20 protein-coding genes are annotated in these 25,222 nt (G+C 64.4%); 12 read left to right on the forward strand and 8 right to left on the reverse strand.

Annotated features, from left to right (window positions below; genetic code table 11):
• From F6X62_RS22720 to F6X62_RS22755, 8 genes are all read left to right on the forward strand, one after another.
• Positions 1 to 859, forward strand: an 859-nt coding sequence (locus tag F6X62_RS22720) for an AI-2E family transporter (RefSeq protein WP_153774773.1), incomplete at its 5' end; no start/stop codon positions are given.
• 264 nt (positions 860 to 1,123) lie between these two features.
• Positions 1,124 to 1,213: a K(+)-transporting ATPase subunit F gene (kdpF, locus tag F6X62_RS22725; RefSeq protein WP_082421007.1), complete on the forward strand. Its 90-nt coding sequence runs from the start codon at positions 1,124 to 1,126 to the stop codon at positions 1,211 to 1,213.
• A 9-nt stretch (positions 1,214 to 1,222) separates the two neighbouring features.
• Positions 1,223 to 2,917, forward strand: coding sequence for a potassium-transporting ATPase subunit KdpA (gene kdpA, locus F6X62_RS22730; RefSeq protein ID WP_153774774.1), 1,695 nt, complete (start codon positions 1,223 to 1,225; stop codon positions 2,915 to 2,917).
• A gap of 10 nt (positions 2,918 to 2,927) precedes the next feature.
• Positions 2,928 to 4,979, forward strand: a complete 2,052-nt coding sequence (gene kdpB, locus F6X62_RS22735; protein WP_153774775.1) for a potassium-transporting ATPase subunit KdpB — start codon at positions 2,928 to 2,930, stop codon at positions 4,977 to 4,979.
• 13 nt (positions 4,980 to 4,992) lie between these two features.
• The gene (gene kdpC, locus F6X62_RS22740; protein WP_153774776.1) at positions 4,993 to 5,556 is read left to right on the forward strand and encodes a potassium-transporting ATPase subunit KdpC; all 564 of its coding nucleotides are present in this window, start codon (positions 4,993 to 4,995) and stop codon (positions 5,554 to 5,556) included.
• A gap of 143 nt (positions 5,557 to 5,699) precedes the next feature.
• On the forward strand, positions 5,700 to 8,354 hold the full coding sequence (locus F6X62_RS22745) for a sensor histidine kinase KdpD (RefSeq protein WP_153774777.1): 2,655 nt from the start codon (positions 5,700 to 5,702) through the stop codon (positions 8,352 to 8,354).
• On the forward strand, positions 8,351 to 9,052 hold the full coding sequence (locus F6X62_RS22750) for a response regulator (protein ID WP_054894352.1): 702 nt from the start codon (positions 8,351 to 8,353) through the stop codon (positions 9,050 to 9,052). The genes F6X62_RS22745 and F6X62_RS22750 overlap by 4 nt, the downstream gene beginning before the upstream one ends.
• 139 nt (positions 9,053 to 9,191) lie before the next feature.
• A complete protein-coding gene (locus F6X62_RS22755; RefSeq protein WP_153774778.1) occupies positions 9,192 to 10,544 on the forward strand; it encodes an MFS transporter in 1,353 nt (450 codons plus the stop codon).
• Between the two features lie 95 nt (positions 10,545 to 10,639).
• Here F6X62_RS22755 and F6X62_RS22760 read toward each other — a convergent pair whose 3' ends face one another.
• The 7 genes from F6X62_RS22760 to gloB all read right to left on the reverse strand — a co-directional run bounded on the left by F6X62_RS22760 (position 10,640) and on the right by gloB (position 20,497).
• Positions 10,640 to 12,247, reverse strand: a complete 1,608-nt coding sequence (locus F6X62_RS22760; protein ID WP_151925663.1) for an ABC transporter ATP-binding protein — start codon at positions 12,245 to 12,247, stop codon at positions 10,640 to 10,642.
• A gap of 1 nt (position 12,248) precedes the next feature.
• Positions 12,249 to 13,268, reverse strand: a complete 1,020-nt coding sequence (locus F6X62_RS22765) for an ABC transporter permease (RefSeq protein WP_153774779.1) — start codon at positions 13,266 to 13,268, stop codon at positions 12,249 to 12,251.
• A gap of 1 nt (position 13,269) precedes the next feature.
• The gene (locus F6X62_RS22770) at positions 13,270 to 14,343 is read right to left on the reverse strand and encodes a microcin C ABC transporter permease YejB (protein ID WP_054894348.1); all 1,074 of its coding nucleotides are present in this window, start codon (positions 14,341 to 14,343) and stop codon (positions 13,270 to 13,272) included.
• Position 14,344: 1 nt separating this feature from the next.
• A complete protein-coding gene (locus F6X62_RS22775) occupies positions 14,345 to 16,186 on the reverse strand; it encodes an extracellular solute-binding protein (RefSeq protein WP_153774780.1) in 1,842 nt (613 codons plus the stop codon).
• Entirely contained in the window at positions 16,183 to 18,012 is a 1,830-nt protein-coding gene (locus tag F6X62_RS22780) for an extracellular solute-binding protein (protein WP_112898738.1), read from the reverse strand. The genes F6X62_RS22775 and F6X62_RS22780 overlap by 4 nt, the downstream gene beginning before the upstream one ends.
• 171 nt (positions 18,013 to 18,183) lie before the next feature.
• Complete coding sequence (locus tag F6X62_RS22785) at positions 18,184 to 19,617, reverse strand: lytic transglycosylase domain-containing protein (RefSeq protein WP_054894346.1); 1,434 nt, start codon at positions 19,615 to 19,617, stop codon at positions 18,184 to 18,186.
• 100 nt (positions 19,618 to 19,717) lie between these two features.
• Positions 19,718 to 20,497: a hydroxyacylglutathione hydrolase gene (gene gloB, locus F6X62_RS22790; protein ID WP_063545564.1), complete on the reverse strand. Its 780-nt coding sequence runs from the start codon at positions 20,495 to 20,497 to the stop codon at positions 19,718 to 19,720.
• Positions 20,498 to 20,583: 86 nt separating this feature from the next.
• Between gloB and F6X62_RS22795 the strand changes: the two genes are divergently transcribed.
• The 4 genes from F6X62_RS22795 to F6X62_RS22810 all read left to right on the forward strand — a co-directional run bounded on the left by F6X62_RS22795 (position 20,584) and on the right by F6X62_RS22810 (position 24,985).
• Positions 20,584 to 21,342, forward strand: a complete 759-nt coding sequence (locus F6X62_RS22795; protein WP_153774781.1) for an SAM-dependent methyltransferase — start codon at positions 20,584 to 20,586, stop codon at positions 21,340 to 21,342.
• Between the two features lie 46 nt (positions 21,343 to 21,388).
• Complete coding sequence (gene rnhA, locus F6X62_RS22800) at positions 21,389 to 21,835, forward strand: ribonuclease HI (protein WP_054894343.1); 447 nt, start codon at positions 21,389 to 21,391, stop codon at positions 21,833 to 21,835.
• A gap of 72 nt (positions 21,836 to 21,907) precedes the next feature.
• Entirely contained in the window at positions 21,908 to 22,660 is a 753-nt protein-coding gene (gene dnaQ, locus F6X62_RS22805) for a DNA polymerase III subunit epsilon (RefSeq protein WP_256093694.1), read from the forward strand.
• 72 nt (positions 22,661 to 22,732) lie between these two features.
• On the forward strand, positions 22,733 to 24,985 hold the full coding sequence (locus F6X62_RS22810) for an Orn/Lys/Arg decarboxylase N-terminal domain-containing protein (RefSeq protein WP_153774782.1): 2,253 nt from the start codon (positions 22,733 to 22,735) through the stop codon (positions 24,983 to 24,985).
• Here the strand turns inward: F6X62_RS22810 and F6X62_RS22815 are convergent.
• Positions 24,969 to 25,187, reverse strand: a complete 219-nt coding sequence (locus tag F6X62_RS22815) for a hypothetical protein (protein ID WP_054894341.1) — start codon at positions 25,185 to 25,187, stop codon at positions 24,969 to 24,971. The genes F6X62_RS22810 and F6X62_RS22815 overlap by 17 nt on opposite strands.
• Positions 25,188 to 25,222: the final 35 nt, after the last annotated feature.

Below are 25,222 nucleotides of genomic sequence, written 5' to 3' on the forward strand. Positions count from 1 at the left end.
CACGACGGTGTGGATCCTGGTGGTCGCGTTGCCGCTGGTGTGGCTGGGCTTCAACCTGGCCGATCATGTGCGTGACGCCACCAACTTCGTGCGTGACGTGCAGTTGGAGGGTTTGCCGGATGCGCCGGAGTGGGTGCGTGGTATTCCCTTCATCGGCGAGCGCCTGGTCAACTGGTGGGAGTCCCTCGACCAGCAGGGTGCGGCCCTGATTGCCTCGGCCAAACCGTACCTCGGCCAGGTCGGTAATTGGTTCCTGGCGCGTAGCGCCCAGATCGGCAGCGGCGTGCTGGAGCTTACGCTCAGTATCGTCTTCGTGTTCTTCTTCTACCGCGACGGCCCACGCCTGGCCGCGTTCGTGCAACGCTTGCTGCAGCGCCTGGTGGGCGAGCGCGCCGAGTACTACATCGACCTGGTGGCCGGTACCGTACAGCGCGTGGTCAACGGTGTGATCGGTACCGCCGCAGCGCAAGGGCTGCTGGCGTTGATCGGCTTCATGATCGCCGGCGTGCCCGGGGCAATCGTGCTGGGCCTGGTGACCTTCATGCTCAGCCTGATCCCGATGGGGCCGCCACTGGCCTGGATTCCTGCCACCGGCTGGCTAGTGTGGAAGGGCGAGTATGGGATGGCGGTGTTCCTCGGGATATGGGGCACCTTCATCATCAGCGGCGTGGATAACGTGCTCAAGCCGTATCTGATCAGCCGAGGCGGCAACCTGCCGCTGGTGATCGTGCTGCTCGGCGTGTTTGGCGGGTTGATCGCGTTTGGCTTCATCGGCCTGTTCATCGGGCCGACCCTGCTGGCCGTCGGCTACAGCCTGCTGCTGGACTGGAGCCGGCATTCGGGGCAGGTTCAGCGCTGACCTGCAGCGTTCTCTTCGCGGGCAAGCCCGCTCCTACAGGCACCGCGATCTGCTGTAGGAGATTCTGTCTTGCTCAAAATTTAAAGACCAGCCCAATCCCTGTGGGAGCGGGCTTGCCCGCGAAGAGGCCGGTATTGATGATCCAGAAGCTAAACTTTACGCATTCTTTATTCCCATCCCGCCCCCCCGATCTCGTCCCTTTACGCCCCCCGCCCCGACAATTTCCCCAAAGCGGCCGACGCCGCGAGACGGGGAGATCCACCGATGAACATGCTCGACGGAGTGTCACTGCTGCTGGCAGTGGCGTTGTCCATTTACCTGCTGGTGGCGCTGCTGCGCGCCGATCGCAGCTAGGGAGCGGCCATGCACAGCTACGACTTCGCATTGCTGCTGGCGTTTCTGGCCCTTGTGCTGCTACCAGCACCCTGGCTTGGGCGGTTCTACTACAAGGTCATGGAGGGTCAGCGTACCTGGCTGTCGCCGATCCTCGGCCCGGTAGAGCAGGGTTGTTACCGGTTGTCCGGGGTGTGCGCCGAGCAGGAGCAGAACTGGAAGCAATACACCCTGGCGCTGCTGGCCTTCAACCTGGTGGGCTTCCTGGTGCTGTTCGCCGTGCTCCTGCTGCAGGGCTCGCTGCCGCTCAACCCGCAGCACCTGCCGGGCCAGGAATGGTCGCTGGCATTCAACACTGCTGTCAGCTTCATGACCAACACCAACTGGCAGGCCTACAGCGGTGAGGCCTCGCTCAGCTACCTGAGCCAGATGATCGGCCTGACCGTGCAGAACTTCGTCAGCGCTGCCACCGGCCTTGCCGTGCTGGTCGCACTGTGCCGTGGTATCGGCCGGCGCTCCACCCACAGCCTGGGTAACTTCTGGGTCGACATGACCCGTGCCACCCTCTATGGCCTGCTGCCACTGTGCATTGTGCTGGCGCTGCTGCTGGTGTGGCAGGGAGTGCCACAGACCTTCGCCGACTACGCCCATGCCGTCACCCTGCAAGGTGCCGACCAGAGCATCCCGCTGGGCCCTGCCGCCAGCCAGATCGCGATCAAGCAACTGGGCACCAACGGCGGCGGCTTCTTCGGCGTCAACTCGGCGCATCCGTTCGAGAACCCGACAGCCTGGAGCAACCTGTTCGAGGTGGCTTCGATCATTCTGATTCCGGTGGCACTGGTGTTCACCTTCGGCCACTACGTCAAGGACCTGCGTCAGAGCCGGGCGATCCTGGCCTGCATGTTGGGCCTGTTCCTGATCGGCGGTGCGGTCGGCCTGTGGGCCGAGTACCAGCCCAACCCGGCCCTGGACAGCGCTCAGGTGCAGCAAAGCGCGCCGATGGAAGGCAAGGAAAGCCGCTTCGGCACCACCGCGAGCGTGTTGTGGGCCGTGACGACGACCTCCGCCTCCAACGGCTCGGTCAACGCCATGCACGACAGCCTCAATCCGCTGACTGGCATGGTGGCGATGGTCAACATGATGGTCGGCGAGGTGATCTTCGGCGGCGTCGGTGCAGGCCTCTACGGCATGCTGCTGTTCGTGCTGATCGCGGTATTCCTGGCCGGGTTGATGATCGGTCGCACGCCGGAATACCTGGGCAAGAAGTTGCAGGCCCGCGAAGTGCAATTGTTGGTGGCGACACTGCTGGTGATGCCGGTTGGCGTGCTGGTGCTCGGCGCCATCGCCGCCAGCCTGCCGGGGCCGGCAGGTGCGGTGAGCAATCCGGGGCCGCATGGTTTCAGCCAGTTGCTGTATGCCTACACCTCCGGCACCGCCAACAACGGCTCGGCTTTCGGCGGCTTTGGTGCCAACACGGTGTTCCACAACCTGATGATCGGCCTGGCCATGCTGATCGGGCGCTTCGGCTACATCCTGCCAGTGCTGGCCCTTGCAGGCAGCCTGGCCGCCAAGAAAAGCGCGCCGCAGGGCCAGAACAGCTTCCCCACCCATGGCCCGCTGTTCGCCGGCCTGCTGTTGGTGACCATCCTGCTGGTCGGCGGGCTGACCTTCCTGCCGACCCTGGCCCTGGGGCCGATCGCCGAACAGCTGAGCCTGGGTTTCTGAGGATCCGAACATGAACATGCCCATTTCTGAAGTGAAAGCTCCCCGCGCCGTCGACCAGACCCGCTTCGCCGCGCTCTGGCGCCCGGCCCTGGTGCAGGCCTTCGTCAAGCTCGATCCGCGCCAGCTCAAGCGCTCGCCGGTGATGCTGGTGGTCGCCCTGACGGCTGTGCTGACCACGGTCCTGTGCCTGGTGCCCGGCAGCGGTGTGAGCACCGGCGTGGCGGTGCAGATCGCCCTGTGGCTGTGGTTCACCGTACTCTTTGCCAACTTTGCCGAAGCCTTGGCGGAAGGCCGGGGCAAGGCCCGTGCCGATAGCCTCAAGGCCGGCAGCCAGGGCCTGACCGCTCAGCGCCGTCTGGCCAATGGCAGCTTCGAAACCGTCGCTGCCACCGCATTGCGCAAGGACGATGTGGTGCGCGTGGTGGCCGGTGAGCTGATCCCGGGTGATGGCGAGGTGCTCGAAGGCATCGCCGCCGTCAACGAGGCGGCGATCACCGGCGAGTCTGCGCCGGTGATCCGCGAATCCGGTGGTGATCGTTCGGCCGTGACCGGCAATACCCGGCTGGTTTCCGACTGGTTGCTGATACGCATCACCAGCAACCCCGGTGAGTCGACCCTGGACCGCATGATCGCCCTGGTCGAAGGCGCTAAGCGCCAGAAGACCCCCAACGAGATTGCCCTGGATATCCTGCTGATCGGCCTGACCCTGATTTTCCTGATCGTGGTGGTGACCTTGCAGCCGTTCGCCCATTTCGTGGGCGGCAGCCTGCCGCTGATCTTCCTCGCCGCGTTGCTGGTGACGCTGATCCCGACGACCATTGGTGGCCTGCTGTCGGCCATCGGTATCGCGGGTATGGATCGCCTGGTGCGCCTTAACGTCATCGCCCGCTCCGGGCGTGCGGTGGAGGCTGCGGGCGACGTGCACACGTTGATGCTCGACAAGACCGGCACCATCACCTTCGGCAACCGCCGCTGCAGTGCCCTGCACGCAGCGCCCGGTGTTACCCCCAAGGAGCTGGGGGAGGGCGCCTTGCTTGCCTCGCTGGCCGACGACACGGCCGAGGGCAAGTCCATCGTCGACTACCTGCGCCAGTTGCACGACTTCGACGAGCCGGCTGCCGCGCAGTACAGCGCCATCGCCTTCAGCGCCGAGACGCGCCTTTCGGGTATCGACTTCGGGCAGCGCCGCTACCGCAAGGGCGCGGTGGACGCGGTGCTGGCGTTCGTCGGCCTGCAACGCCTGGAAATGCCGGCTTCGTTGGCCCGTGAAGTCGAGCGCATCGCCCAGAGCGGCGGCACCCCCTTGCTGGTATGTGTCGACCGCCACCTGCTGGGGGTGATTCACCTCAAGGACGTGGTCAAGCCCGGCATCCGCGAGCGTTTCGCCGAGTTGCGCAAACTGGGTATCCGCACTGTGATGGTGACCGGCGACAACCCGCTGACCGCCGCGGCCATCGCCGCCGAGGCCGGTGTCGATGACGTGCTTGCCGAGGCCACCCCCGAGAAGAAGCTGGCGCGCATTCGCCAGGAGCAGAATGACGGGCGCCTGGTCGCCATGTGCGGTGACGGTGCCAACGATGCCCCGGCCTTGGCCCAGGCGGATGTCGGCATGGCCATGAACGACGGTACCCAGGCGGCGCGCGAGGCGGCCAACATGGTCGACCTGGACAGCGATCCGACCAAGCTGCTGGATGTGGTCCAGGTCGGCAAGGAACTGCTGGTGACCCGTGGTGCACTGACAACGTTCTCCATTGCCAACGACGTGGCCAAGTACTTCGCCATCCTGCCGGCGCTGTTCGCTTCGATCTACCCGCAACTGGGTGTGCTCAACCTGATGCGCCTGAGCAGCCCGCAAAGCGCGATCCTTTCGGCGATCGTCTTCAACGCGCTGATCATCATCGTGCTGATCCCCCTGGCCTTGCGCGGAGTGCGCGTGCAGGCGGCAAGTGCCGCGCACCTGCTGCGGCGCAACCTGCTGATCTACGGCGTGGGCGGCATCCTGGTGCCGTTCGCCGGGATCAAGCTGATCGACATGCTGCTCACTGCACTGCACCTGGTCTGAAGGAGAGACGAACATGAGCACCTACGTACGCCCGGCCGTGAGCCTGGTCCTGCTGATGACCCTGGTCACCGGCGCGTTGTACCCGCTGGCGGTGACCGGTATCGCCCAGGTCGCCTTCCCCGAGCAGGCCAATGGCAGCTTGGTGCGCGATGAGCAGGGGCAGGTTCGCGGCTCGGCGTTGATCGCCCAGGAATTCAAGGGCGACGGCTGGTTCCAGTCGCGCCCTTCGGCCGGCGCCTTCGCGACGGTATCCAGCAGCGCGAGCAACCTGGCACCGAGCAATCCGGTGCTGGCAGAGCGGGTCAGGAGTGATGCCGCCGCCCTGTACCAGCCTGAGCTTGGGCCGGTGCCGCAGGCCCTGTTGACCACCTCCGGCAGCGGGCTCGACCCGCAATTGCCGCCGGAGGCGATCTCCTACCAGTTGCCGCGCGTTGCGGCGGCGCGGCAGATCCCCATCGAGCGCTTGCAAGCGCTGGTAGATGAGGCCACTCTGCGGCCATTGGTCGGCCCGCCGGTGGTCAATGTGTTGGCGTTGAACCAGGCGTTGGAGCGGTTGGCGCCTGTTACTGATCGCTGATAATCCAGACCGTGTCGCGGCCATCGCGGGGCAAGCCCGCTCCCCCAGGTTCACCGGCGTTCACGAGAACGGCGCAGGACCTGTGGCTTGCCCCGTGATGGCCTGCGAAGCAGGCCCCTGGCCCCCTTACCAAAGGATCAAGCATGAGTGATTCCGCCCGCGCCGATGCGCTGTTGGCGAGCCTGCCCCGCAACGGTCGCGGCAGGCTTAAAGTATTTCTGGGCGCAGCTCCCGGCGTGGGCAAGACGTTCGCCATGCTCCAGGCCGCCCATGCCCAGCAGCGCCAGGGGGTAAAGGTGCTGGCGGCGGTGGTGGAGACCCATGGCCGGGCCGAAACCGAGGCGCTGCTCGGTGGCTTGGCGCAGCAGCCCTTGCTGCGCAGCGAGTACCGCGGCGTCATCCTCGAAGAAATGGACCTCGATGGCTTGCTCAAGGCTGCACCACCGCTGGCGCTGGTCGACGAGCTGGCTCATACCAACGCCCCCGGCAGCCGTCACGCCAAGCGCTGGCAGGATGTCCAGGAACTGCTCGCTGCTGGTATCGATGTGTATACCACGGTCAATGTCCAGCACCTGGAAAGCCTCAACGACAAGGTTCGCGACATCACGGGTGTTCAGGTGCGCGAAACCCTGCCCGACTGGGTGCTGCAGGAAGCCTTCGAGCTGGTGCTGATCGACCTGCCGCCACGTGAACTGCTCGAGCGCTTGCGCGAAGGCAAGGTCTACGTGCCTGAGCAGGCGAGGGCGGCGATCGATGCGTTCTTCTCCCAGACCAACCTCACTGCTTTGCGCGAACTGGCCATGCAGACCGCCGCGGCCCAGGTCGATGCCGACCTTGCCCATGGCTACCGCCAGCGTGGCGAGCAGGCGCCGACCTTGCGAGGGCGCCTGCTGGTCGGGGTCGATGGCGATGAGCAGGCCGAGCGTCTGGTGCGCCATGCCAGCCGCGTCGCCCAGCGTCGGCATTTGCCGTGGAGCCTGGTGCATGTCGACAACGGCAAGCTGCGTGACGAGGGCGCTCGTCAGCGCCTGCAGGCCGCGCAGCAACTGGCCGAGCGCCTGGGCGGCGAAGTCGTGGTACTCAGGGCCGGGGAGGTGGCGCGCACGCTCATCCAGCATGCGCTGGAACGACGGGCGAGCCTGGTGCTGGTCGGCCAGTCCCGCGACCGCCTGCGCCGCCGCGTGCTCGGTGCGGGCGTCGCTGCACGCTTGCTGCGCGACAGCCGGGGGTTGGAGATCAATGTGCTCGACCGCGACGCTCAACCTGTACCGACAGGGGCGGTCGTCAATCGTGTGTGGGTCTGGCGCCACTATTGGCTGGCGCTGCTGGCGACCATGCTGGCGGCAGGGCTGGCCTGGGCCGTGTCCAGTGTGCTGGCCTTGCCAAACATTTCGCTGGTGTTCCTCGCGGCGGTGCTGCTGGTCGCGGTGCGCAGCAGCCTGGGGCCTGCGCTGGCCTGTGCGGCGCTGTCGTTCCTGACCTACGACTTCCTGTTCATCCCGCCGAGCTTTTCGTTCAGCATCCAGCGCGAAGAGGACGTGCTGACCCTGGTGTTCTTCCTGCTCATGGCGGCCCTGACCGGCAATCTCGCCGCTCGTCAGCGCCGTCAGTTGCAGGCGCTGCGCGAAACCCAGGGCGAGACCCGGCAACTGCTCGACCTGTCGCGTCGCCTGACCGTGGCCACGGATCGCCAGGCGGTTTTCAGTGCCGCCGGGCAGCACCTGGACGATTGGCAGGGTATCCAGATCTGTCTGCTCGAGCGCGATGCCGAGGGCTTGTTGCAGGTCGCCAGCGGCGGGCCGCAGGTCTTTACCGACAATGAGCGCGCCGCTGCCGAATGGGCCTGGCAACATGGCCAGGCAGCAGGGCATGGCAGCGATACCTTGCCCCATGGTCGCTGGTGGTGGTGGCCGCTGGCGGTCGACGAGACTCCCTTGGCCTTGCTGGGGGTGCAGCCGGCCTCGGGCGAGCCGTTGAGCGCGCAGCGCCGTCGCTTGCTGACGGCGCTGGCCGAGCCGCTGGCCCAGGCCCTGGCCCGCGCGCACCTGGGCGAGCAGCTCGAAGCCGCGCGCCTGCATGGCGAAACCGAGCAGTTGCGCAGCGCCTTGCTTGCCTCGGTGTCCCATGATCTGCGCACCCCGCTGACCGCCATGCGCGGTAGCATCGACAGCTTGCTGGCACTGGGTGATGCGATCCCTCCGGACGATCGCCGTGAGCTGCTCGAAGGCACACGCAACGAAGCCGAGCGCCTGGATCGTTACATCCAGAACCTGCTCGACATGACCCGGCTGGGCCATGGCGGCTTGAAGCTTGCGCGTGACTGGGTGTCGCCCGGCGATATCGTTGGCAGCGCTCTGAACCGTCTGCGCGCGGTGCTGGCACCGTTGCGCGTAGACACCGAGGTACCTGCAGAGCTGCCCCTGCTGTTCGTGCATGCAGCGCTGATCGAGCAGGCGCTGGTCAACGTACTGGAGAATGCCGCACGTTTCTCGCCGGTCAATGGTCGCCTGGCGCTGCGGGTGGAGGTGCAGGACGAGCACCTGTGCTTCGCGGTCGCGGATCAGGGCCCGGGCATTCCGGTGGCCGAGCGCGAGAAGATCTTCGACATGTTCTACACCGCTGCCCGCGGCGACCGCGGCGGGCAGGGCACAGGCCTGGGGCTTGCGATCTGCCAGGGCATGATCGGCGCCCATGGCGGCAGCATACTGGTCGGCGAGGGCATCGATGGCCAGGGCACCTGCATCACTCTATGCTTGCCGTTGCCTCTTCAACCCGACAGCGACAGTGAAGCCCCATGAGCCAAGCCGCCACCCTTCTGGTCATCGACGACGAACCGCAGATCCGCAAGTTCCTGCGCATCAGCCTCGTGTCCCAGGGCTACAAGGTGATCGAGGCTGCGACCGGCGGCGAAGGCCTGGCTCAGGCGGCGCTGAGCAAGCCTGACCTGGTGGTGCTCGATCTCGGCTTGCCGGATATGGACGGCCAGCAGGTGTTGCGCGAACTGCGCGAGTGGAGCGCCGTGCCGGTGATGGTGCTCTCGGTGCGAGCCAGCGAGGTGCAGAAGGTCGACGCGCTGGATGGCGGTGCCAACGACTACGTGACCAAGCCGTTCGGTATCCAGGAGTTCCTTGCCCGGGTGCGCGCGCTGTTGCGGCACAAACCCCAGGCGGGCTCCGGGCAAGCGGCCAGCGCCAGCTTCGGTGCGCTGGTGGTCGACTTCGCCTATCGCAAGGTCACGCTCGACGGCGTCGAGGTGGCACTGACACGCAAGGAGTACGCGCTGCTGGCGCAACTGGCCGGGCATCCGGGGCGGGTGATCACCCAACAGCAACTGCTCAAGGATATCTGGGGCCCGACCCATGTCGACGACACCCACTACCTGCGCATCGTGGTGGGGCATCTGCGGCACAAGCTGGGCGACGATCCGACCGCGCCGCGGTACATCATCACCGAGGCGGGTGTGGGCTATCGGTTGGTGGCGCCGCCATCGGTTTGAATGCTGCGGGCGATCCGTCAGGCTGCAGCCCATCGCGCGATATAAGCCCGGTCAATGGTGGCAGACGTTTCGCACCTTACCCTCTAGATTTCGTCAGGCGTGCTGGAAGCCCTGAATAACGATAACGAGGGACCCGACCATGACCACCGCCCCCCAAGCGTCCAACGCCTGGCGCATCTTGTTCCTGCTGTTTCTGGCCAACCTGTTCAACTTCTTCGACCGCACCATCCCCGCGATCATCATCGAACCGATCCGCCTGGAGTGGCAACTGAGCGATTTCCAGATCGGCCTGATCGGCACCGCTTTTACCCTGGTATACGCCATCGCTGGCCTGCCGCTGGCGCGCATGGCCGATACCGGCTCGCGCGCCAAGCTGATGGGCTGGGGCCTGGCGGCCTGGAGCGGGCTGACGGCGGTCAACGGCATGGTCGGCAGCTTCTGGAGTTTTCTGCTGGTGCGCATGGGCGTGGGCATCGGTGAAGCCAGCTATGCGCCGGCCGCCAACTCGCTGATCGGCGACCTGTTCCCGGCCGAGCGACGGTCGCGGGCGATGGGCATCTTCATGCTCGGCCTGCCACTGGGCCTGTTGCTGGCGTTCTTCACCATCGGTGCCATGGTCCAGGCGTTCGGCAGCTGGCGTGCGCCGTTCTTCATCGCTGCTGTACCCGGCCTGGTGTTGGCGCTGTTCATCTTCCTGATCCGCGAACCTGCGCGGGGCGCTGCGGAAACCGTTGCCATCTCCCAGGCGCCGATCGATCGACCGCTGCGTCGGGTGCTGAGCGTACCCACGTTCGCCTGGCTGGTGCTGGCGGGACTGACCTTCAACTTCGCCTCGTACGCCTGCAACTCGTTCATGGTGCCGATGCTGCAGCGCTACTTCGCCTTGTCCTTGCACGATGCGGCCGTGGCAACGGGGATGATCGTCGGTCTGAGCGGCCTGGTGGGGCTCACGCTAGGGGGCTGGGTGGCCGACAAGGTGCACCAGCGTTTCGCCAATGGGCGTCTGTTGTTCGCCGCGCTGAGCATGTTGGTGGCCACTCTCGCCACCGCCTGGGCACTGCATGCAGGGCGTATCGAGCTGGGGCTGTTCGTCGCGGTGTTCGGCGTCGGCTGGCTGTTCTCGTACAACTTCTACACCTGCGTGTACACGGCGATTCAGGATGTGGTGCAGCCACGCCTGCGGGCTACCGCCATGGCGCTGTACTTCGCCGGGCTGTACCTGCTCGGCGGCGGCCTGGGGCCGGTGGTGGTCGGCGGGCTGTCGGATCATTTTGCCGTGTCGGCCATGGAGGCGGCGGGACAGCTGGTGATGAGCGAGGCGTTCAAGGCCCAGGGGCTGCATGACGCGATGTACCTGATCCCGGTGGCGCTGCTGCTGACCCTGGTGTTTCTGCTGGCGGCGTCGCGTTGCTTTGTGCGTGATGCGCAGAAGATGCGCGAGGGGATGGTGCTCGAAGGCGACGCAGTGACTGCCCGCGCCGCCGAAGCCTGACCTCTAGCCGACTTGAGCCTGCTCACTCCTACCAGGGCTGAGCGGGCTCTTGGGTTTTGAACGAGTTAGTCGCTCTTTGTCATTGCACAAAGGGATCAACCGTTTGCCGTCTCCAGAAACGCCGCCTCCAGCAACTGACGCGTATACGGATGCTGCGGCGCATGGAAGATCTCCTGCGCATCGCCTTGCTCCACCACGTGCCCGTGCTTGATCACCATCAATTGGTGACTCAACGCCTTGACCACCGCCAGGTCATGGCTGATGAACAGGTACGTCAGGTTGTACTTCAACTGCAGGTTGCGCAGCAGCTCCACGACCTGGCGCTGTACGGTGCGGTCCAGCGCCGAGGTCGGTTCGTCCAGCAGGATCAATGCCGGCTTCAAAACCAGTGCCCGGGCGATCGCGATCCGCTGGCGCTGCCCGCCAGAGAACTCGTGCGGATACCGGTGCCGTGTGCGCGGGTCCAGCCCCACTTCCTCCAGCGCCGCAATGATCGCGGCTTCCTGCTCGGCGGGGGTGCCGATCTTGTGAATCCGCAAGCCCTCGCCAACGATATCGGCCACGCACATGCGCGGGCTCAGGCTGCCGAACGGGTCCTGGAACACCACCTGCATTTCGCGGCGCAGCGGCCGCACTTCCTGCTGCTTCAGCCCTTCCAGCGACTGCCCGTGGAAGCGAATCCCACCCTGGCTTGCGATCAAGCGCAGGATCGCCAGCCCCAATGTCGATTTGCCGGATCCGCTCTCACCAACGATGCCCAGGGTTTGCCCCTGCGGGAGGCTGAAATTGATCCCGTCGACGGCTTTCACATGGTCGACAGTGCGGCGCAGCAGGCCCTTCTTGATCGGGAACCACACCTTCAGGTCGTTGACTTCCAGCAGCGGTTTGCCGATCGCGTTCGCCGCCGGGCCACCGCTGGGTTCGGCATTGATCAGCATCTGCGTATAGGGGTGCTGCGGGGCCTTGAACAGTGTCTCGCAGTCGGCCTGTTCGACGATCTTGCCGCACTGCATCACGCACACGCGGTGGGCGATACGCCGCACCAGGTTGAGGTCGTGGCTGATCAGCAGTAGCGCCATGCCCAGGCGCGCCTGCAGGGACTTGAGCAAATCGAGAATCTTGAGCTGCACGGTGACGTCGAGCGCGGTGGTGGGCTCGTCGGCGATCAGCAGTTCGGGTTCGTTGGCCAGGGCCATGGCGATCATCACGCGCTGGCGCTGGCCGCCGGAGAGCTCATGGGGCAGGGCCTTGAGGCGCTTCTTCGGGTCGGGGATGCCGACCAGTTCGAGCAGCTCCAGGGTGCGCGCGGTGGCCTGCTTGCCGGTGAGGCCTTTGTGCAGCAGGAGGATCTCGTTGATCTGCTTCTCGATGCAATGCAGTGGGTTCAGCGAGGTCATCGGCTCCTGGAAAATCATCGCGATGCGATTGCCGCGGATGCGCTGCATGGGCTTCTCGCCCAGGTGCAGGAGATCCTTGCCGTCGTAGTGGATGGTGCCGCTGGGGTGGCGTGCAAGCGGGTAGGGCAGCAGGCGCAGGATCGAGTGGGCGGTGACTGATTTGCCTGAGCCGCTCTCGCCGACCAGGGCGAGGGTCTCGCCCTTGCGGATGTCGAAACTGATGCCATCGACGACGCGGTTGACCTGTTCGCCGGTGACGAACTCCACCGCCAGGTCGCGCACTTCGATCAGGGTGTCTTGGCTCATGTCATTTCCTCGGGTCGAAGGCATCGCGGGCGGATTCGCCGATGAACACCAGCAGGCTCAGCATGACGGCCAGCACGGCGAAGGCGCTGATGCCCAGCCACGGCGCCTGCAGGTTGGACTTGCCCTGGGCGACCAGTTCGCCCAGCGACGGCGAGCCGGCGGGCAAGCCGAAGCCGAGGAAGTCGAGGGCGGTGAGGGTGCCGATGGCGCCGGTGAGGATGAATGGCATGAAGGTCATGGTCGAGATCATGGCGTTGGGCAGGATGTGGCGGAACATGATCGGGCCGTTGCGCATACCCAGGGCGCGGGCGGCGCGCACGTACTCGAGGTTGCGTCCGCGCAGGAACTCGGCGCGCACGACATCCACCAGGCTCATCCATGAGAACAGCAGCATGATGCCGAGCAACCACCAGAAGTTTGGCTGCACGAAGCTTGCGAGGATGATCAACAGGTAGAGCACCGGCAGGCCCGACCAGATTTCCAGGAAACGCTGGCCAGCAAGGTCCACCCAGCCGCCATAGAAGCCCTGCAGGGCACCGGCGATGACGCCGACGATGGAGCTGGCGATTGTCAGCGTCAGGGCGAACAGCACCGAGACGCGGAATCCGTAGATCACCCGGGCGAGCACGTCGCGCCCCTGGTCGTCGGTGCCGAGCAGGTTGTCGGCCGAAGGCGGCGCGGGGGCAGGGACCTTCAGGTCGTAGTTGATGCTCTGGTAGCTGAACGGGATCGGCGCCCACAGCACGAAGCTGTCCTTTTTTTCCAGCAGTTCGCGGATATAGGGGCTCTTGTAGTTGGCTTCCAGCGGGAATTCGCCGCCGAAGGTGGTTTCCGGGTAGCGCTTGAACGCCGGGAAGTACCACTCGCCGTCGTAGCGCACGGCGATGGGCTTGTCGTTGGCGATCAGCTCGGCACCCAGGCTCAGGCCGAACAGGATGAGGAACAGCCACAGCGACCACCAGCCGCGATGGTTGGCCTTGAAGCGCTCGAAGCGCCGGCGGTTCAGGGGAGAGAGGGCCATGTCAGTGCTCCCGGCTGGCGAAGTCGATGCGCGGATCGACCAGGGTGTAGGTGAGGTCGCCGATCAGTTTCACCACCAGCCCCAGCAGGGTGAAGATGAACAGGGTGCCGAACACCACCGGGTAGTCGCGGTTGATGGCCGCTTCGAAACTCATCAGGCCCAGGCCGTCGAGAGAGAAAATCACCTCGATCAGCAGGGAGCCGGTGAAGAAGATACCGATGAACGCCGACGGGAACCCTGCGATCACCAGCAGCATGGCGTTGCGGAATACATGGCCGTAGAGCACGCGGTTGCGGCTCAGGCCCTTGGCCTTGGCGGTGATCACGTACTGCTTGTTGATCTCGTCGAGGAAGCTGTTCTTGGTCAGCAGGGTCATGGTGGCGAAGTTGCCGATCACCAGCGCGGTGATCGGCAGCACCAGGTGCCAGAAGTAGTCCATCACCTTGCCGGTGGTGGACAGCTCGTCGAAGTTGTTGGAGGTCAGGCCCCGGAGCGGGAACCAGTCGAAATAGCTGCCACCGGCGAACAGCACGATCAGCAGGATGGCGAAGAGGAACGCGGGGATGGCGTAGCCGACGATGATCGCCGAGCTGGTCCAGACGTCGAAGTGGCTGCCATGGCGCACCGCCTTGGCAATCCCTAGCGGGATCGACACCAGGTACATGATCAGTGTGCTCCACAACCCCAGCGAGATCGACACGGGCATCTTCTCGGCGATCAGGTCGATGACCTTGGCATCGCGGAAGAAGCTGTCGCCGAAGTCGAGCTGGGCGTAGTTCTTGACCATGATCCACAACCGCTCTGGGGCTGACTTGTCGAAGCCGTACATGCGTTCGATTTCAGCGACCAGCGCCGGGTCCAGGCCTTGGGCGCCGCGGTAGTTGGAGCCGGCTACCGATACTTCGGCACCGCCGCCGGCAATGCGGCTGGTGGCGCCATCGAAGCCTTCGAGCTTGGCGATCATCTGCTCGACCGGGCCACCGGGGGCGGCCTGGACGATGATGAAGTTGATGATGAGGATGCCGAACAGGGTCGGGATGATCAGCAGCAGGCGGCGCAGAATGTAGGCAAGCATGTCAGTTCGCCTCGTCCACGAGTGGCACGCGCGCTTCGCTGACGGCCGGGGTCACGTCGGGCTTGATCCACCAGGTATCGATGCCGATATCGTATTTGGGTGACACCTTTGGATGGCCAAGGTGGTTCCAGTAGGCGACCCGCCAGGTCTTGATGTGCCAGTTGGGAATGACGTAGTAGCCCCACAGCAGTACACGGTCCAGCGCGCGGGTGTGGGCGACCAGGCTCTGGCGCGAGTCGGCATTGATCAGGTCTTCGACCAGTTGGTCGATGGCGGGGTCGCGCAGGCCGATGGTGTTGCGGCTGCCCGGGCGGTCGGCGGCGGCGCTGGTCCAGTACTCACGCTGTTCGTTGCCCGGCGAGTTGGATTGCGGGAAGCCGCCGACGATCATGTCGAAGTCGCGCGAGCGCAGGCGCGTGATGTATTGCGAGACGTCGACGCGGCGGATGGTCAGGTCGATGCCCAGGTCGGCGAGGTTGCGCTTGAACGGCAGCAGGATGCGTTCGAACTCGGTCTGTGCCAGGAGAAACTCGATCGACACCGGCTTGCCCTGGGCGTCGACCATCTTGTCGTTCTCGATCTTCCAACCGGCGTCCATCAACAACCGGTAAGCCTTGCGTTGCTGCTCGCGAATCATGCCGCTGCCGTCGGTGACGGGATTGTGGAACGCCTCGCTGAAGACCTGCTCGGGAATCTTGCCGCGCAGCGGCTCGAGAATCTTCAACTCGTCGGCGGAGGGCAGGCCCGTAGCGGCCATCTCGGAGTTTTCGAAGTAGCTGCCGGTGCGGGTATAGGCACCGTTGAACAGCTGCTTGTTGGTCCATTCGTAATCGAGCAGCAGGCTCAGGGCCTGGCGCACGCGGATGTCCTGGAACACGGGCTTGCGCAGGTTGAAGATGAAGCCCTGCATGCCGACCGGATTGCCGTTGGGCAACTCTTCCTTGATCAGACGCCCGTCGCGCACAGCGGGAACATTGTAGGCGGTGGCCCAGTTCTTCGCGCTGACTTCCAGGGCATAGTCGAACTGCCCGGCCTTGAGTGCTTCGAGGGCGACGGCAGTGTCGCGGTAGGAGTCGAAGGTCATGGCGTCGAAGTTGAACATGCCACGGTTGATCGGCAGGTCCTTGGCCCAGTAGTCCTTGACCCGCTCGTAACGGATCGAGCGTCCGGCCTTGACCTCGGCGACCTTGTACGGGCCGCTGCCCAGCGGGATCTCGAGGTTGCCGCGGGTGAAGTCGCGGGTCTCGTACCAATGCTTGGGCAGCACTGGCAACTGGCCCAGGATCAGCGGCAGCTCTCGGTTGTTGCTGTGCTTGAACTTGAACAAGACGCGCAGCGGGTCCTCGACGATCACCTCGGAGACATCACCGTAGTACTGGCGGTACAACGGCGCACCCTGCTGGGTGAGGGCGTTGAAGCTGAATACGACGTCTTCGGCGCGGATGGGGTGGCCGTCATGGAAGCGTGCTTCAGGTCGCAGGTAGAAGCGTACCCAGCTGTTGTCAGGGGCCTTTTCGATCTTGCCGGCGACCAGCCCGTACTCGGTGAAGGGCTCGTCCAGGCTCTGGCGCATCAGGGTGTCGTAGATGATGCTGATGTTGTCGGCCGATACACCCTTGTTGATGAAGGGGTTGAGGCTGTCGAAACCGCCGAAGCTGGACTGGCGAAAGGTCCCGCCCTTGGGGGCATCGGGATTGACGTAGTCGAAATGCTTGAAGTCGGCGGGATACTTGGGCGGTTCGTCGTAGAGCGTCAGGGCGTGTTGCGGGGCGGCCAGCGCGGGTAGGCTCAGGCAGGCGAGCAACAGGCTGCAGGCCAGGCGCAGGCGAGGCGTCGGCATCATTTGGCTTTCTCCGAAGTCTTGAGCCACCAGCTGTTCAGGCCCAGGGTGTAGGGCGGCGTGGTGACGAAGGCGAACCGGTTGCGGTAGGCCAGGCGATGGTTGTCCAGGTACCAGTTGGGAATCATGTAGTAGTGCCACGACAGCACCCGGTCCAGTGCGCGCGCAGCGGCGACCTGATCATCGCGGGTGCGGGCGGCCATGAGCGTGTCGAGCAGGTGATCGACCACAGGGTCCTTGATGCCCGCGTAGTTCTTGCTGCCCTTGACGGTGGCCTGGCTTGAGTGGAAGTACTGCCACTGCTCGAGGCCGGGGCTGAGGGTCTGGTTCAGGGTCATCAGGATCATGTCGAAGTCGAATTGGTCCAGCCGTTGTTTGTACTGGGCTCGGTCTACCGTGCGCAAGCGCGCGTCGATGCCGATGCTGGACAGATTTTCGACATAAGGTTGCAGGATGCGTTCCAGATTCGGGTTTACCAGCAGCAACTCCAGGCGCAACTGGCGGCCTTTGGCGTCGACCAGGCGCTGCCCGTCGAGCTTCCAGCCGGCTTCGCCGAGCAGGCCCAGGGCCGTGCGCAAGGTCTGGCGGTCGATGCCGCGCCCGTCGGTCTGGCTGACCTGGTAGGGCTCGGTGAAGAGCTTGGCGGGTAACTGTTCGCGAAACGGTGAGAGCAGCAGCCATTCCTTGCCGGTGGGCAGCCCGCTGGCGGTGAATTCACTGTTGGGGTAGTAACTGGTCGAGCGACGGTAGGCACTGCTGAACAGGGCACGGTTGGTCCACTCGAAATCGAGCATCAGCCCCAGCGCCTGGCGTACCTTGGGGTCGGCGAACGCGTCGCGGCGGGTGTTCATGAACAGACCCTGGGTCTGGGTCGGGATCCGGTGCGGGATCTGTGCCTTGATCACATCGCCACGGCGGATCGCCGGGAAGTTGTAGCCGTTGGCCCAGTTCTTGGCCTGGTGTTCGATGTAGATGTCGAACTCGCCAGCCTTGAACGCTTCGAAGGCCACGGTCGCGTCACGATAGAACTCGAACTCCACGCGGTTGAAGTTGTACTTGCCGCGGTTGACCGGCAAATCCTTGCCCCAGTAGTTCTTCACCCGGCTGAACACCAGTCGCCGACCGGGCTGCACCTCGGTGATGCGGTACGGACCGCTGCCCAGCGGAGGCTCGAAGGTGGTGGCCTTGAAATCACGATCTTGCCAGTAGTGCTTGGGCAGCACTGGCATTTCGCCCAGGCGCAGGATCAGCAGCGGGTTGCCGGCGCGCTTGAAGACGAAGCGGATACGCAACGGCCCCAGGATGTCGACGCGCTGCACTTCCTGCAGGTTGGTGCGGTACAGCGGATGACCTTCCTTGAGCAGGGTGCGGTAGGAGAACGCCACGTCGGCCGAGGTGATGGGGTGCCCGTCATGGAAACGCGCCTCGGGACGCAGGTTGAACACCACCCAACTGCGGTCTTCGCTGTACTCCACCGAGCGGGCGATCAGGCCGTAGCTGGAGGTCGGTTCGTCGCCGGAAGGGTCGTATTGGCCGGTGCCGACCATCAAGGTCTCGTTCAGCTCGTTGACGCCGTACTGCTGGAAATTTGGTGTCGAAACGGGGCTGGTGCCCTTGAAGGTGTAGGGGTTGAGCGTGTCGAAGGTACCGAATGCCATGGCCCGCAAGGTTCCGCCTTTAGGCGCCTGCGGATTGACCCAGTCGAAATGGGTGAACGTGGCCGGGTACTTGAGCGTGCCGAACTGCGCATACCCGTGGCTTTCGGTCACGGTCGCGACTGCGGGGAAGCTCAAGGCCAGGCTCAGTGACAGGAGGAGGGGTCTTATCAAGTCTGGAATCCGGTCAAGGCGGCGTTGGGCTTGGTCCGGCGTACAGTAACAGCTTGTCTGGAATGGAAAAAGGGTATGGCGGGGGCGGTTGTGGAAGCGGGCTGGCCCGCGAAAAGTACACCGCGGTGCATGGCGCCGGCTCGCCGCTCTGACAAGCCCGCGCCTACGCAGTCAGCGCGTCAGGTAGACGGTGAGTGTCTGGCCGGGCTTGAGTGCCTGGCCGCTGCGCGGGTTCCAGCGCTTGAGGTGTTTCATCTCGACATTGAACCGTTTGGCCACCAGATAGTACGAGTCGCCCTTGCGTACCTTGTACTGGGTGGAGCGCTGCTTGGCTGCCGCGACGCGGTTGGCTGAGGCGCTCGGCGCGTTACCGCCACGCAGGGCCAGAACCTGGCCGACTTTCAGGTTGCTGCCCGACAGGCGATTCCAGCGCTGGATGTCCTTGACCGACACACGGTTGGCCTTGGCGATGGCGCCCAGGTTGTCGCCGCGCTTGACTCGGTAACTGCTGGTTGCGGCCGGTGCCTTGGCCTCGGCGAGGGCGGCCTGGAACACGGCCTTGTTCGGTTGCAGGCTGACCAGTTGCTCAGGCTTGAGGTTGGACAGGCTGCTGGTCAGCAGTTGCGCCTTGGCGGTAGGAACGAGCAGTTGCTGCGGGCCATCGACCGTCATGCGTTTCTTGAACGCGGGGTTGAGCTGGATCAGTTCGTCTTCGTCGATATTGGCGAAGGCGGCGACGCGGGTCAGGTCGAGGCGCTCGTTGATGGCGACGGCTTCGAAGTAGGGCTCGTTGGCGATGGGGCTGAGGTTGACGCCATAGGCCTGTGGTGTCAGGACCACCTGCGACAGCGCCAGCAGCTTGGGCACGTAGTCGCGGGTCTCCTGAGGCAGCGGCAGGTTCCAGTAGTCGGTGGGCAGGCCGAGGCGCTCGTTGCGCTCGATCGCCCGGCTGACGGTGCCTTCACCAGCGTTGTAGGCGGCCAGGGCCAGCAGCCAGTCGCCATTGAACATGTCGTGCAGGCGGGTCAGGTAGTCCAGCGCGGCGTTGGTGGACGCGGTGATGTCGCGACGACCGTCGTAGAAGTTGGTCTGGCGCAGGTTGAAGTGGCGCCCGGTGGACGGGATGAATTGCCACATGCCTGCCGCATGGGCGCGGGAGTAGGCCATCGGGTTGTAGGCGCTTTCAATGGCCGGCAGCAGCGCCAGCTCAAGAGGCATGTCGCGTTCTTCGAGGCGCTCGACGATGTAGTGCAGGTAGAGGCTGCCACGCTCGCCGGCGTTCTCGAGGAAGCTCGGGTTGCTGGCGAACCACAGGCGCTGTTGCTCGATACGCGGGTTGACGTCGATGCTGTCTTGCAGGGCGAAGCCCTGGCGCATGCGCTCCCAGACATCCTCGGGCGCTTTTTGCTCGGCCGGCTTGATCATCAGCGGCGCTGGTTTGTGCTTGATCCGGGCCTGGTAGTTGTGTGCGCGAACGCTGTCGGATTCGTCGACCTGACGGGTGCTCTGGCAGCCCACGAGGGTGGCGGCCAAAGCGAGTGCGCTGACTTGGGCCAGGCGCGTCAGGGCGGCGGAATGAGCGGTGCGGCGGCTACGGGAAGACATCGGCGGACACGGTTTTCCGGGCAAAAAATTTCGGCGATTCTAGAAACCGCATCCAGTCGGGTCAACCTTGGATGTCATGCTGCGATATATCGTGAGGTTATCAGAAGCCGTCTTTCCAAGACCTCAAGGCAGCAAAAACAGCGGGTTGGGATTCGTTTGAATGTCCCTTCCATTCGTCTGCTTTTTGTTTAACGGATGTTTCAGTTGTGCGAAGAAACGGATTGGTCAAGCGCTCCAGCCCGATGGTCGAGGGCAGGGTGATGCGATTGTCGGCGCGCAGGCGGGTAACCGCTTCGAAGCGTTGGATAACATGCGGGTTATCCGGCTCCACAGCCTTGGCAAAGCGCAGGTTGCTCAGGGTGTATTCGTGGGCGCAGTAGACGGCGGTGGCTTCGGGTAGCGCGGCCAGGCGCTGCAGGGCCGGTTGCATCTGTTCGGGTGTGCCTTCGAACATTCGCCCGCAACCGGCGGCGAACAGGGTGTCGCCGCTGAACAGCAGCGGGGTCGGTGTTTTTGCACTGTAATAAGCAATATGGCCGAGGGTGTGGCCAGGTACGGCAAGCACCTCGAAGGTCACGCCCAGCGCCGTCACGGTGTCGCCGTCGTCCAGCGCCACGTCGCGGCTCGGAATGCGTTCGTTGGCCGGGCCGTAGACCTTGGCACCGGTCGCCTGCTTGAGTTGTTCCACACCGCCGACATGGTCGTTGTGGTGGTGGGTGATGAGGATGTCGGTGAGCGTCCAGTCGGTGTGTGCCTGCAGCCACTGCAGCACCGGTTTGGCGTCGCCGGGGTCGACCACCGCGCACTGGCGTTTGGCAGTATCCTGTAACAACCAGATGTAGTTGTCGGAGAAAGCGGGAAGGGCATCGATCTGTATCATGGCGCGGATCCGAATCATCTGGCGTGGGACATGAAGGCATCTTAGCTGTGATGGCGTGGCCGAAGAAACCTTCGAGGGAGAATGCAATGACCGACCAAGCCTTTGCCCAGGCCGACCCCGAGTGGGTGGAGCTGATCAGCCTGGCCCGTGACTGGTTCGCCGGGCCCATCGGGCAACTGATGCTCAAGGAGGAAGAAAAACTGCTCGAGGATGAGCTGGGCCGCTTCTTCGGCGGTTTTCTCGTGCACTATGGGCCGAGCGCCGATACACCGCCCAGCGCGCCGCAGGTGCAACGCACGGTGCGCCTCGGCGCGCCATTGCCGGGTGTGGAGGTCGTCTGCGAGGAACAGGCCTGGCCGTTGTCCGAGCATGCGGCTGATGTGGTGGTGCTGCAGCATGGCCTGGATTTCAGCCTCTCGCCCCACGGTCTGTTGCGCCAGGCTGCCAGCGCGGTGCGTCCGGGCGGGCACCTGTTGATCGTTGGCATCAATCCCTGGAGCGCCTGGGGGGCGCGGCACTTTTTCGGCCGCGGAGCGCTGCGCAAGGCGCGCTGCATCTCGCCATCGCGAGTCGGCGATTGGCTCAACCTGCTGGGCTTCGCGCTGGAGAAACGCCGCTTCGGGTGCTATCGTCCGCCGCTTTCCTCCCCGGTCTGGCAACAGCGCCTGGCGGGGTGGGAGCGGATGGCCGGGGGATGGCAGACCGCGGGCGGGGGTGTTTACCTGCTGGTGGCGCGCAAGATGGTGGTTGGCCTGCGACCGCTGCCCATGGAGCGCCGGGAGCCGATGGGCAAGCTTTTGCCCCTGCCGCTGGCCAAGGTCAATCGTCGTCACAGCGAGCCCTGACCGCGCCGTCCATGGTCGATAACCTGCAAGCGAACGAAGGCGGTACATGAGCGATAGCGTCGAGATCTACACCGATGGTGCCTGCAAGGGCAACCCTGGCCTGGGTGGCTGGGGCGCCCTGATCGTCTACAAGGGCGTCGAGAAGGAGCTGTGGGGCGGCGAGCGCGACACCACCAACAACCGCATGGAGCTCATGGCTGCGATCTGCGCGCTGATGGCGCTCAAGCGCGAATGCGAAGTGGTGCTGACCACCGACTCGCAATATGTGATGAAGGGCATCACCGAGTGGATGGCCAACTGGAAGAAACGCGGCTGGAAGACCGCTGCCAAAGAGCCGGTGAAGAATGCCGACCTCTGGCAGTTGCTCGATGAGCAGGTCAACCGGCACAAGGTGACCTGGAAGTGGGTGCGAGGACATATCGGCCATCCGGGTAACGAGCGGGCCGACATGCTGGCCAACCGCGGGGTGGATGAGCTTCGCGCCAAGCGTTGAGGCACCTGCAAAGCCAGTGGCCTGTTTGATGTATACTCGCCCCCTTTCCCAGAAGTCGCTTGGAGCCCCCGCGTGGAGCAGCAGAACACCCGACTGATCGTCCTCGATACCGAAACCACTGGTATGCCGGTCAGCGAAGGCCACCGGATCATCGAGATCGGTTGCGTCGAGGTCATCGGCCGGCGCCTGACCGGGCGCAACTTCCACGTCTACCTGCAGCCAGACCGCGAGAGTGACGAGGGCGCCATTGGCGTTCACGGCATCACCGACGCGTTCCTGGTCGGCAAGCCGCGTTTCGCCGATGTGGCCGAAGAGTTCTTCGAGTACATCCAGGGCGCGCAACTGGTCATCCACAACGCAGCGTTCGACGTTGGTTTCATCAACAACGAATTTGCCTTGATGGGCCGGCAAGACCGCGCCGACATCTCCCAGCACTGCACCATCCTCGACACTCTGATGATGGCGCGCTCGCGCCATCCGGGCCAGCGCAACAGCCTCGATGCGCTGTGCAAACGCTACGGCATCGACAACTCCGGCCGCGACCTGCACGGCGCGCTGCTCGACTCGGAACTGCTTGCCGACGTCTATCTGGCGATGACCGGTGGCCAGACCAGCCTGTCGCTGGCCGGGCAGGGCGCTGAAGACAACGAAGGGCAGGGTGGCAATGGTAGCGAGATCCGCCGTATCGTCGGGCGTCAGCCGGGGCGTGTGATCATGGCCAGCGAAGAGGAGCTCGAGGCACATGCCGAGCGTCTGGCGGCGATCGCCAAGTCGGCGGGGGCACCGGCAATGTGGCAGGCACTGACCGAAACGCCAGCAGGCTGACATCGCCCATACAGTTGCCCTGAGGCTCGACTACCCTGAAATGGACACGCGTCCTTCGGAGGTAGCGGCCTGATGTACAAGGACCTCAAGTTCCCCATCCTCATCGTCCACCGTGCGATCAAGGCCGACAGCGTCGCCGGTGAGCGCATACGGGGTATCGCCGAGGAGCTCAAGCAGGATGGCTTCGCCATCCTCGCCGCCGCCGACCATGCCGAAGCGCGTCTGGTCGCCGCCACTCACCACGGCCTGGCCTGCATGCTGATCGCCGCCGAAGGCGTCGGTGACAATATCCATCTGCTGCAGAACATGGCCGAACTGATCCACCTGGCGCGGCTGCGTGCACCGGCTCTGCCGATCTTTGCCCTGGGTGAGCAGGTTACCCTGGAAAATGCCCCTGCCGAGGCGATGAGCGAGCTGAACCAGTTGCGTGGCATCCTCTACCTGTTCGAAGACACTGTGCCCTTCCTGGCCCGGCAGGTGGCGAGGGCTGCGCACAATTATCTCGACGGCCTGCTGCCTCCCTTCTTCAAGGCGTTGGTGCAACACACTGCGCAATCGAACTATTCCTGGCACACGCCTGGCCACGGTGGTGGCGTGGCATATCGCAAGAGCCCGGTGGGTCAGGCCTTTCACCAGTTCTTCGGCGAAAACACCCTGCGCTCGGACCTCTCGGTCTCGGTGCCGGAGCTGGGGTCTTTGCTCGATCACACCGGGCCGCTGGCCGAGGCCGAGGCCAGGGCTGCGCGCAATTTTGGTGCCGATCATACGTTCTTCGTCATCAATGGCACCTCGACCGCCAACAAGATCGTCTGGCATGCCATGGTCGCGCGTGATGACCTGGTGCTGGTGGACCGCAACTGCCACAAGTCGGTGGTGCATGCGATCATCATGACCGGGGCCATCCCGTTGTACTTGTGTCCGGAGCGTAACGAACTGGGCATCATCGGGCCGATCCCGCTCGGCGAGTTCAGCCGCGAGTCGATCGAGGCCAAGATCCAGGCCAATCCCCTGACCCGTGGTCGCGAGCCGCGCATTCGCCTAGCGGTGGTGACCAACTCCACCTATGACGGTCTGTGCTACCACGCCGGCCAGATCAAGCAGGCCCTGGGCGCGAGTGTCGAGATACTGCATTTCGACGAGGCCTGGTTTGCCTACGCCGCGTTCCACGACTTCTTCAGTGGGCGTTATGCCATGGGCACCGCCCGCGAGGTCGACAGCCCGCTGTTGTTCAGCACTCACTCTACCCACAAGCTACTGGCTGCCTTCAGCCAGGCCTCGATGATCCATGTGAAGGATGGCGCCCTTCGCCAGCTTGATCGCGATCGCTTCAACGAGGCGTTCATGATGCATATATCGACCTCGCCTCAGTACAGCATCCTGGCATCGCTCGATGTTGCCTCGACCATGATGGAAGGCCCGGCCGGGCGATCACTGCTGCAGGAGATGTTCGACGAGGCCCTGAGCTTTCGTCGTGCGCTGGCCAACCTGCGTGCGCACATCGCGACCGATGACTGGTGGTTCACCATCTGGCAGCCACCGACGGCCGAAGGTATCCAGCGTCTGGCCGCGCAGGACTGGCTGCTGGAGCCCGGCGCCCAGTGGCACGGTTTTGGCGAGGTGGCGCACGACTACGTGCTGCTCGATCCGCTCAAGGTGACCCTGGTGATGCCGGGGCTGACCGCCGAGGGCGTGCTCGGCGAGCATGGGATTCCAGCGGCGGTGGTGAGCAAGTTCCTCTGGGAACGTGGATTGGTGGTAGAGAAGACCGGGCTGTACAGTTTCCTGGTGCTGTTCTCCATGGGGATCACCAAGGGCAAGTGGAGCACACTGCTGACCGAGTTGCTCGAGTTCAAGCGCCACTATGATGCCAATACCGTCCTGCAGCTGTGCCTGCCCAGCGTTGTGGCCGTCGCACCGTTGCGTTATCAGGGGCTGGGCCTGCGCGATCTGTGCGAGCAATTGCACGACTGCTACCGTGCCAACGCTACGGCCAAACAGCTCAAACGCCTGTTCACACGCTTGCCGGAAGTGGCCATGAGCCCAGGGCAGGCTTACGACCGAATGGTGAAGGGGGAGGTCGAGGCGGTGCCGATCGAGCAACTGCTCGGGCGTATCTCAGCGGTGATGCTGGTGCCTTACCCGCCAGGTATTCCGTTGATCATGCCGGGCGAACGCTTCACCGAGGCGACCCGTTCGATCCTCGACTACCTGGCCTTCGCTCGAGCCTTCGACAGGGGCTTTCCCGGTTTCGTTGCCGATGTCCATGGCCTGCAGCATGAAGGCGATGGGCCTTACACGGTGGATTGCGTCACGGAATGCGAATGATCTCGACGCCGCTCTGGGCCAGTTCGAAGCGGTCTTCACCCAGGTAATTGACCCGGTCGCCGATGGCCAGGCGATAGGTGGTGATCGGCGCGCCAAGGGTGCTGCCGTCCGCCTGCAAGGTCGACTCCTGGAACTCATGCACCGGATAGATGCGGCCTTCGGCGTCGCGGGCGTGGAATTGGCCGACCAGTACTGCTGCCATGTAGGTTGAAACCTCTGAAATATGGAGAAATATCT

Origin of the sequence: Pseudomonas sp. MNR3A, from assembly GCF_009650575.1 — a bacterium.
Taxonomy (GTDB): domain Bacteria; phylum Pseudomonadota; class Gammaproteobacteria; order Pseudomonadales; family Pseudomonadaceae; genus Aquipseudomonas; species Aquipseudomonas machongensis.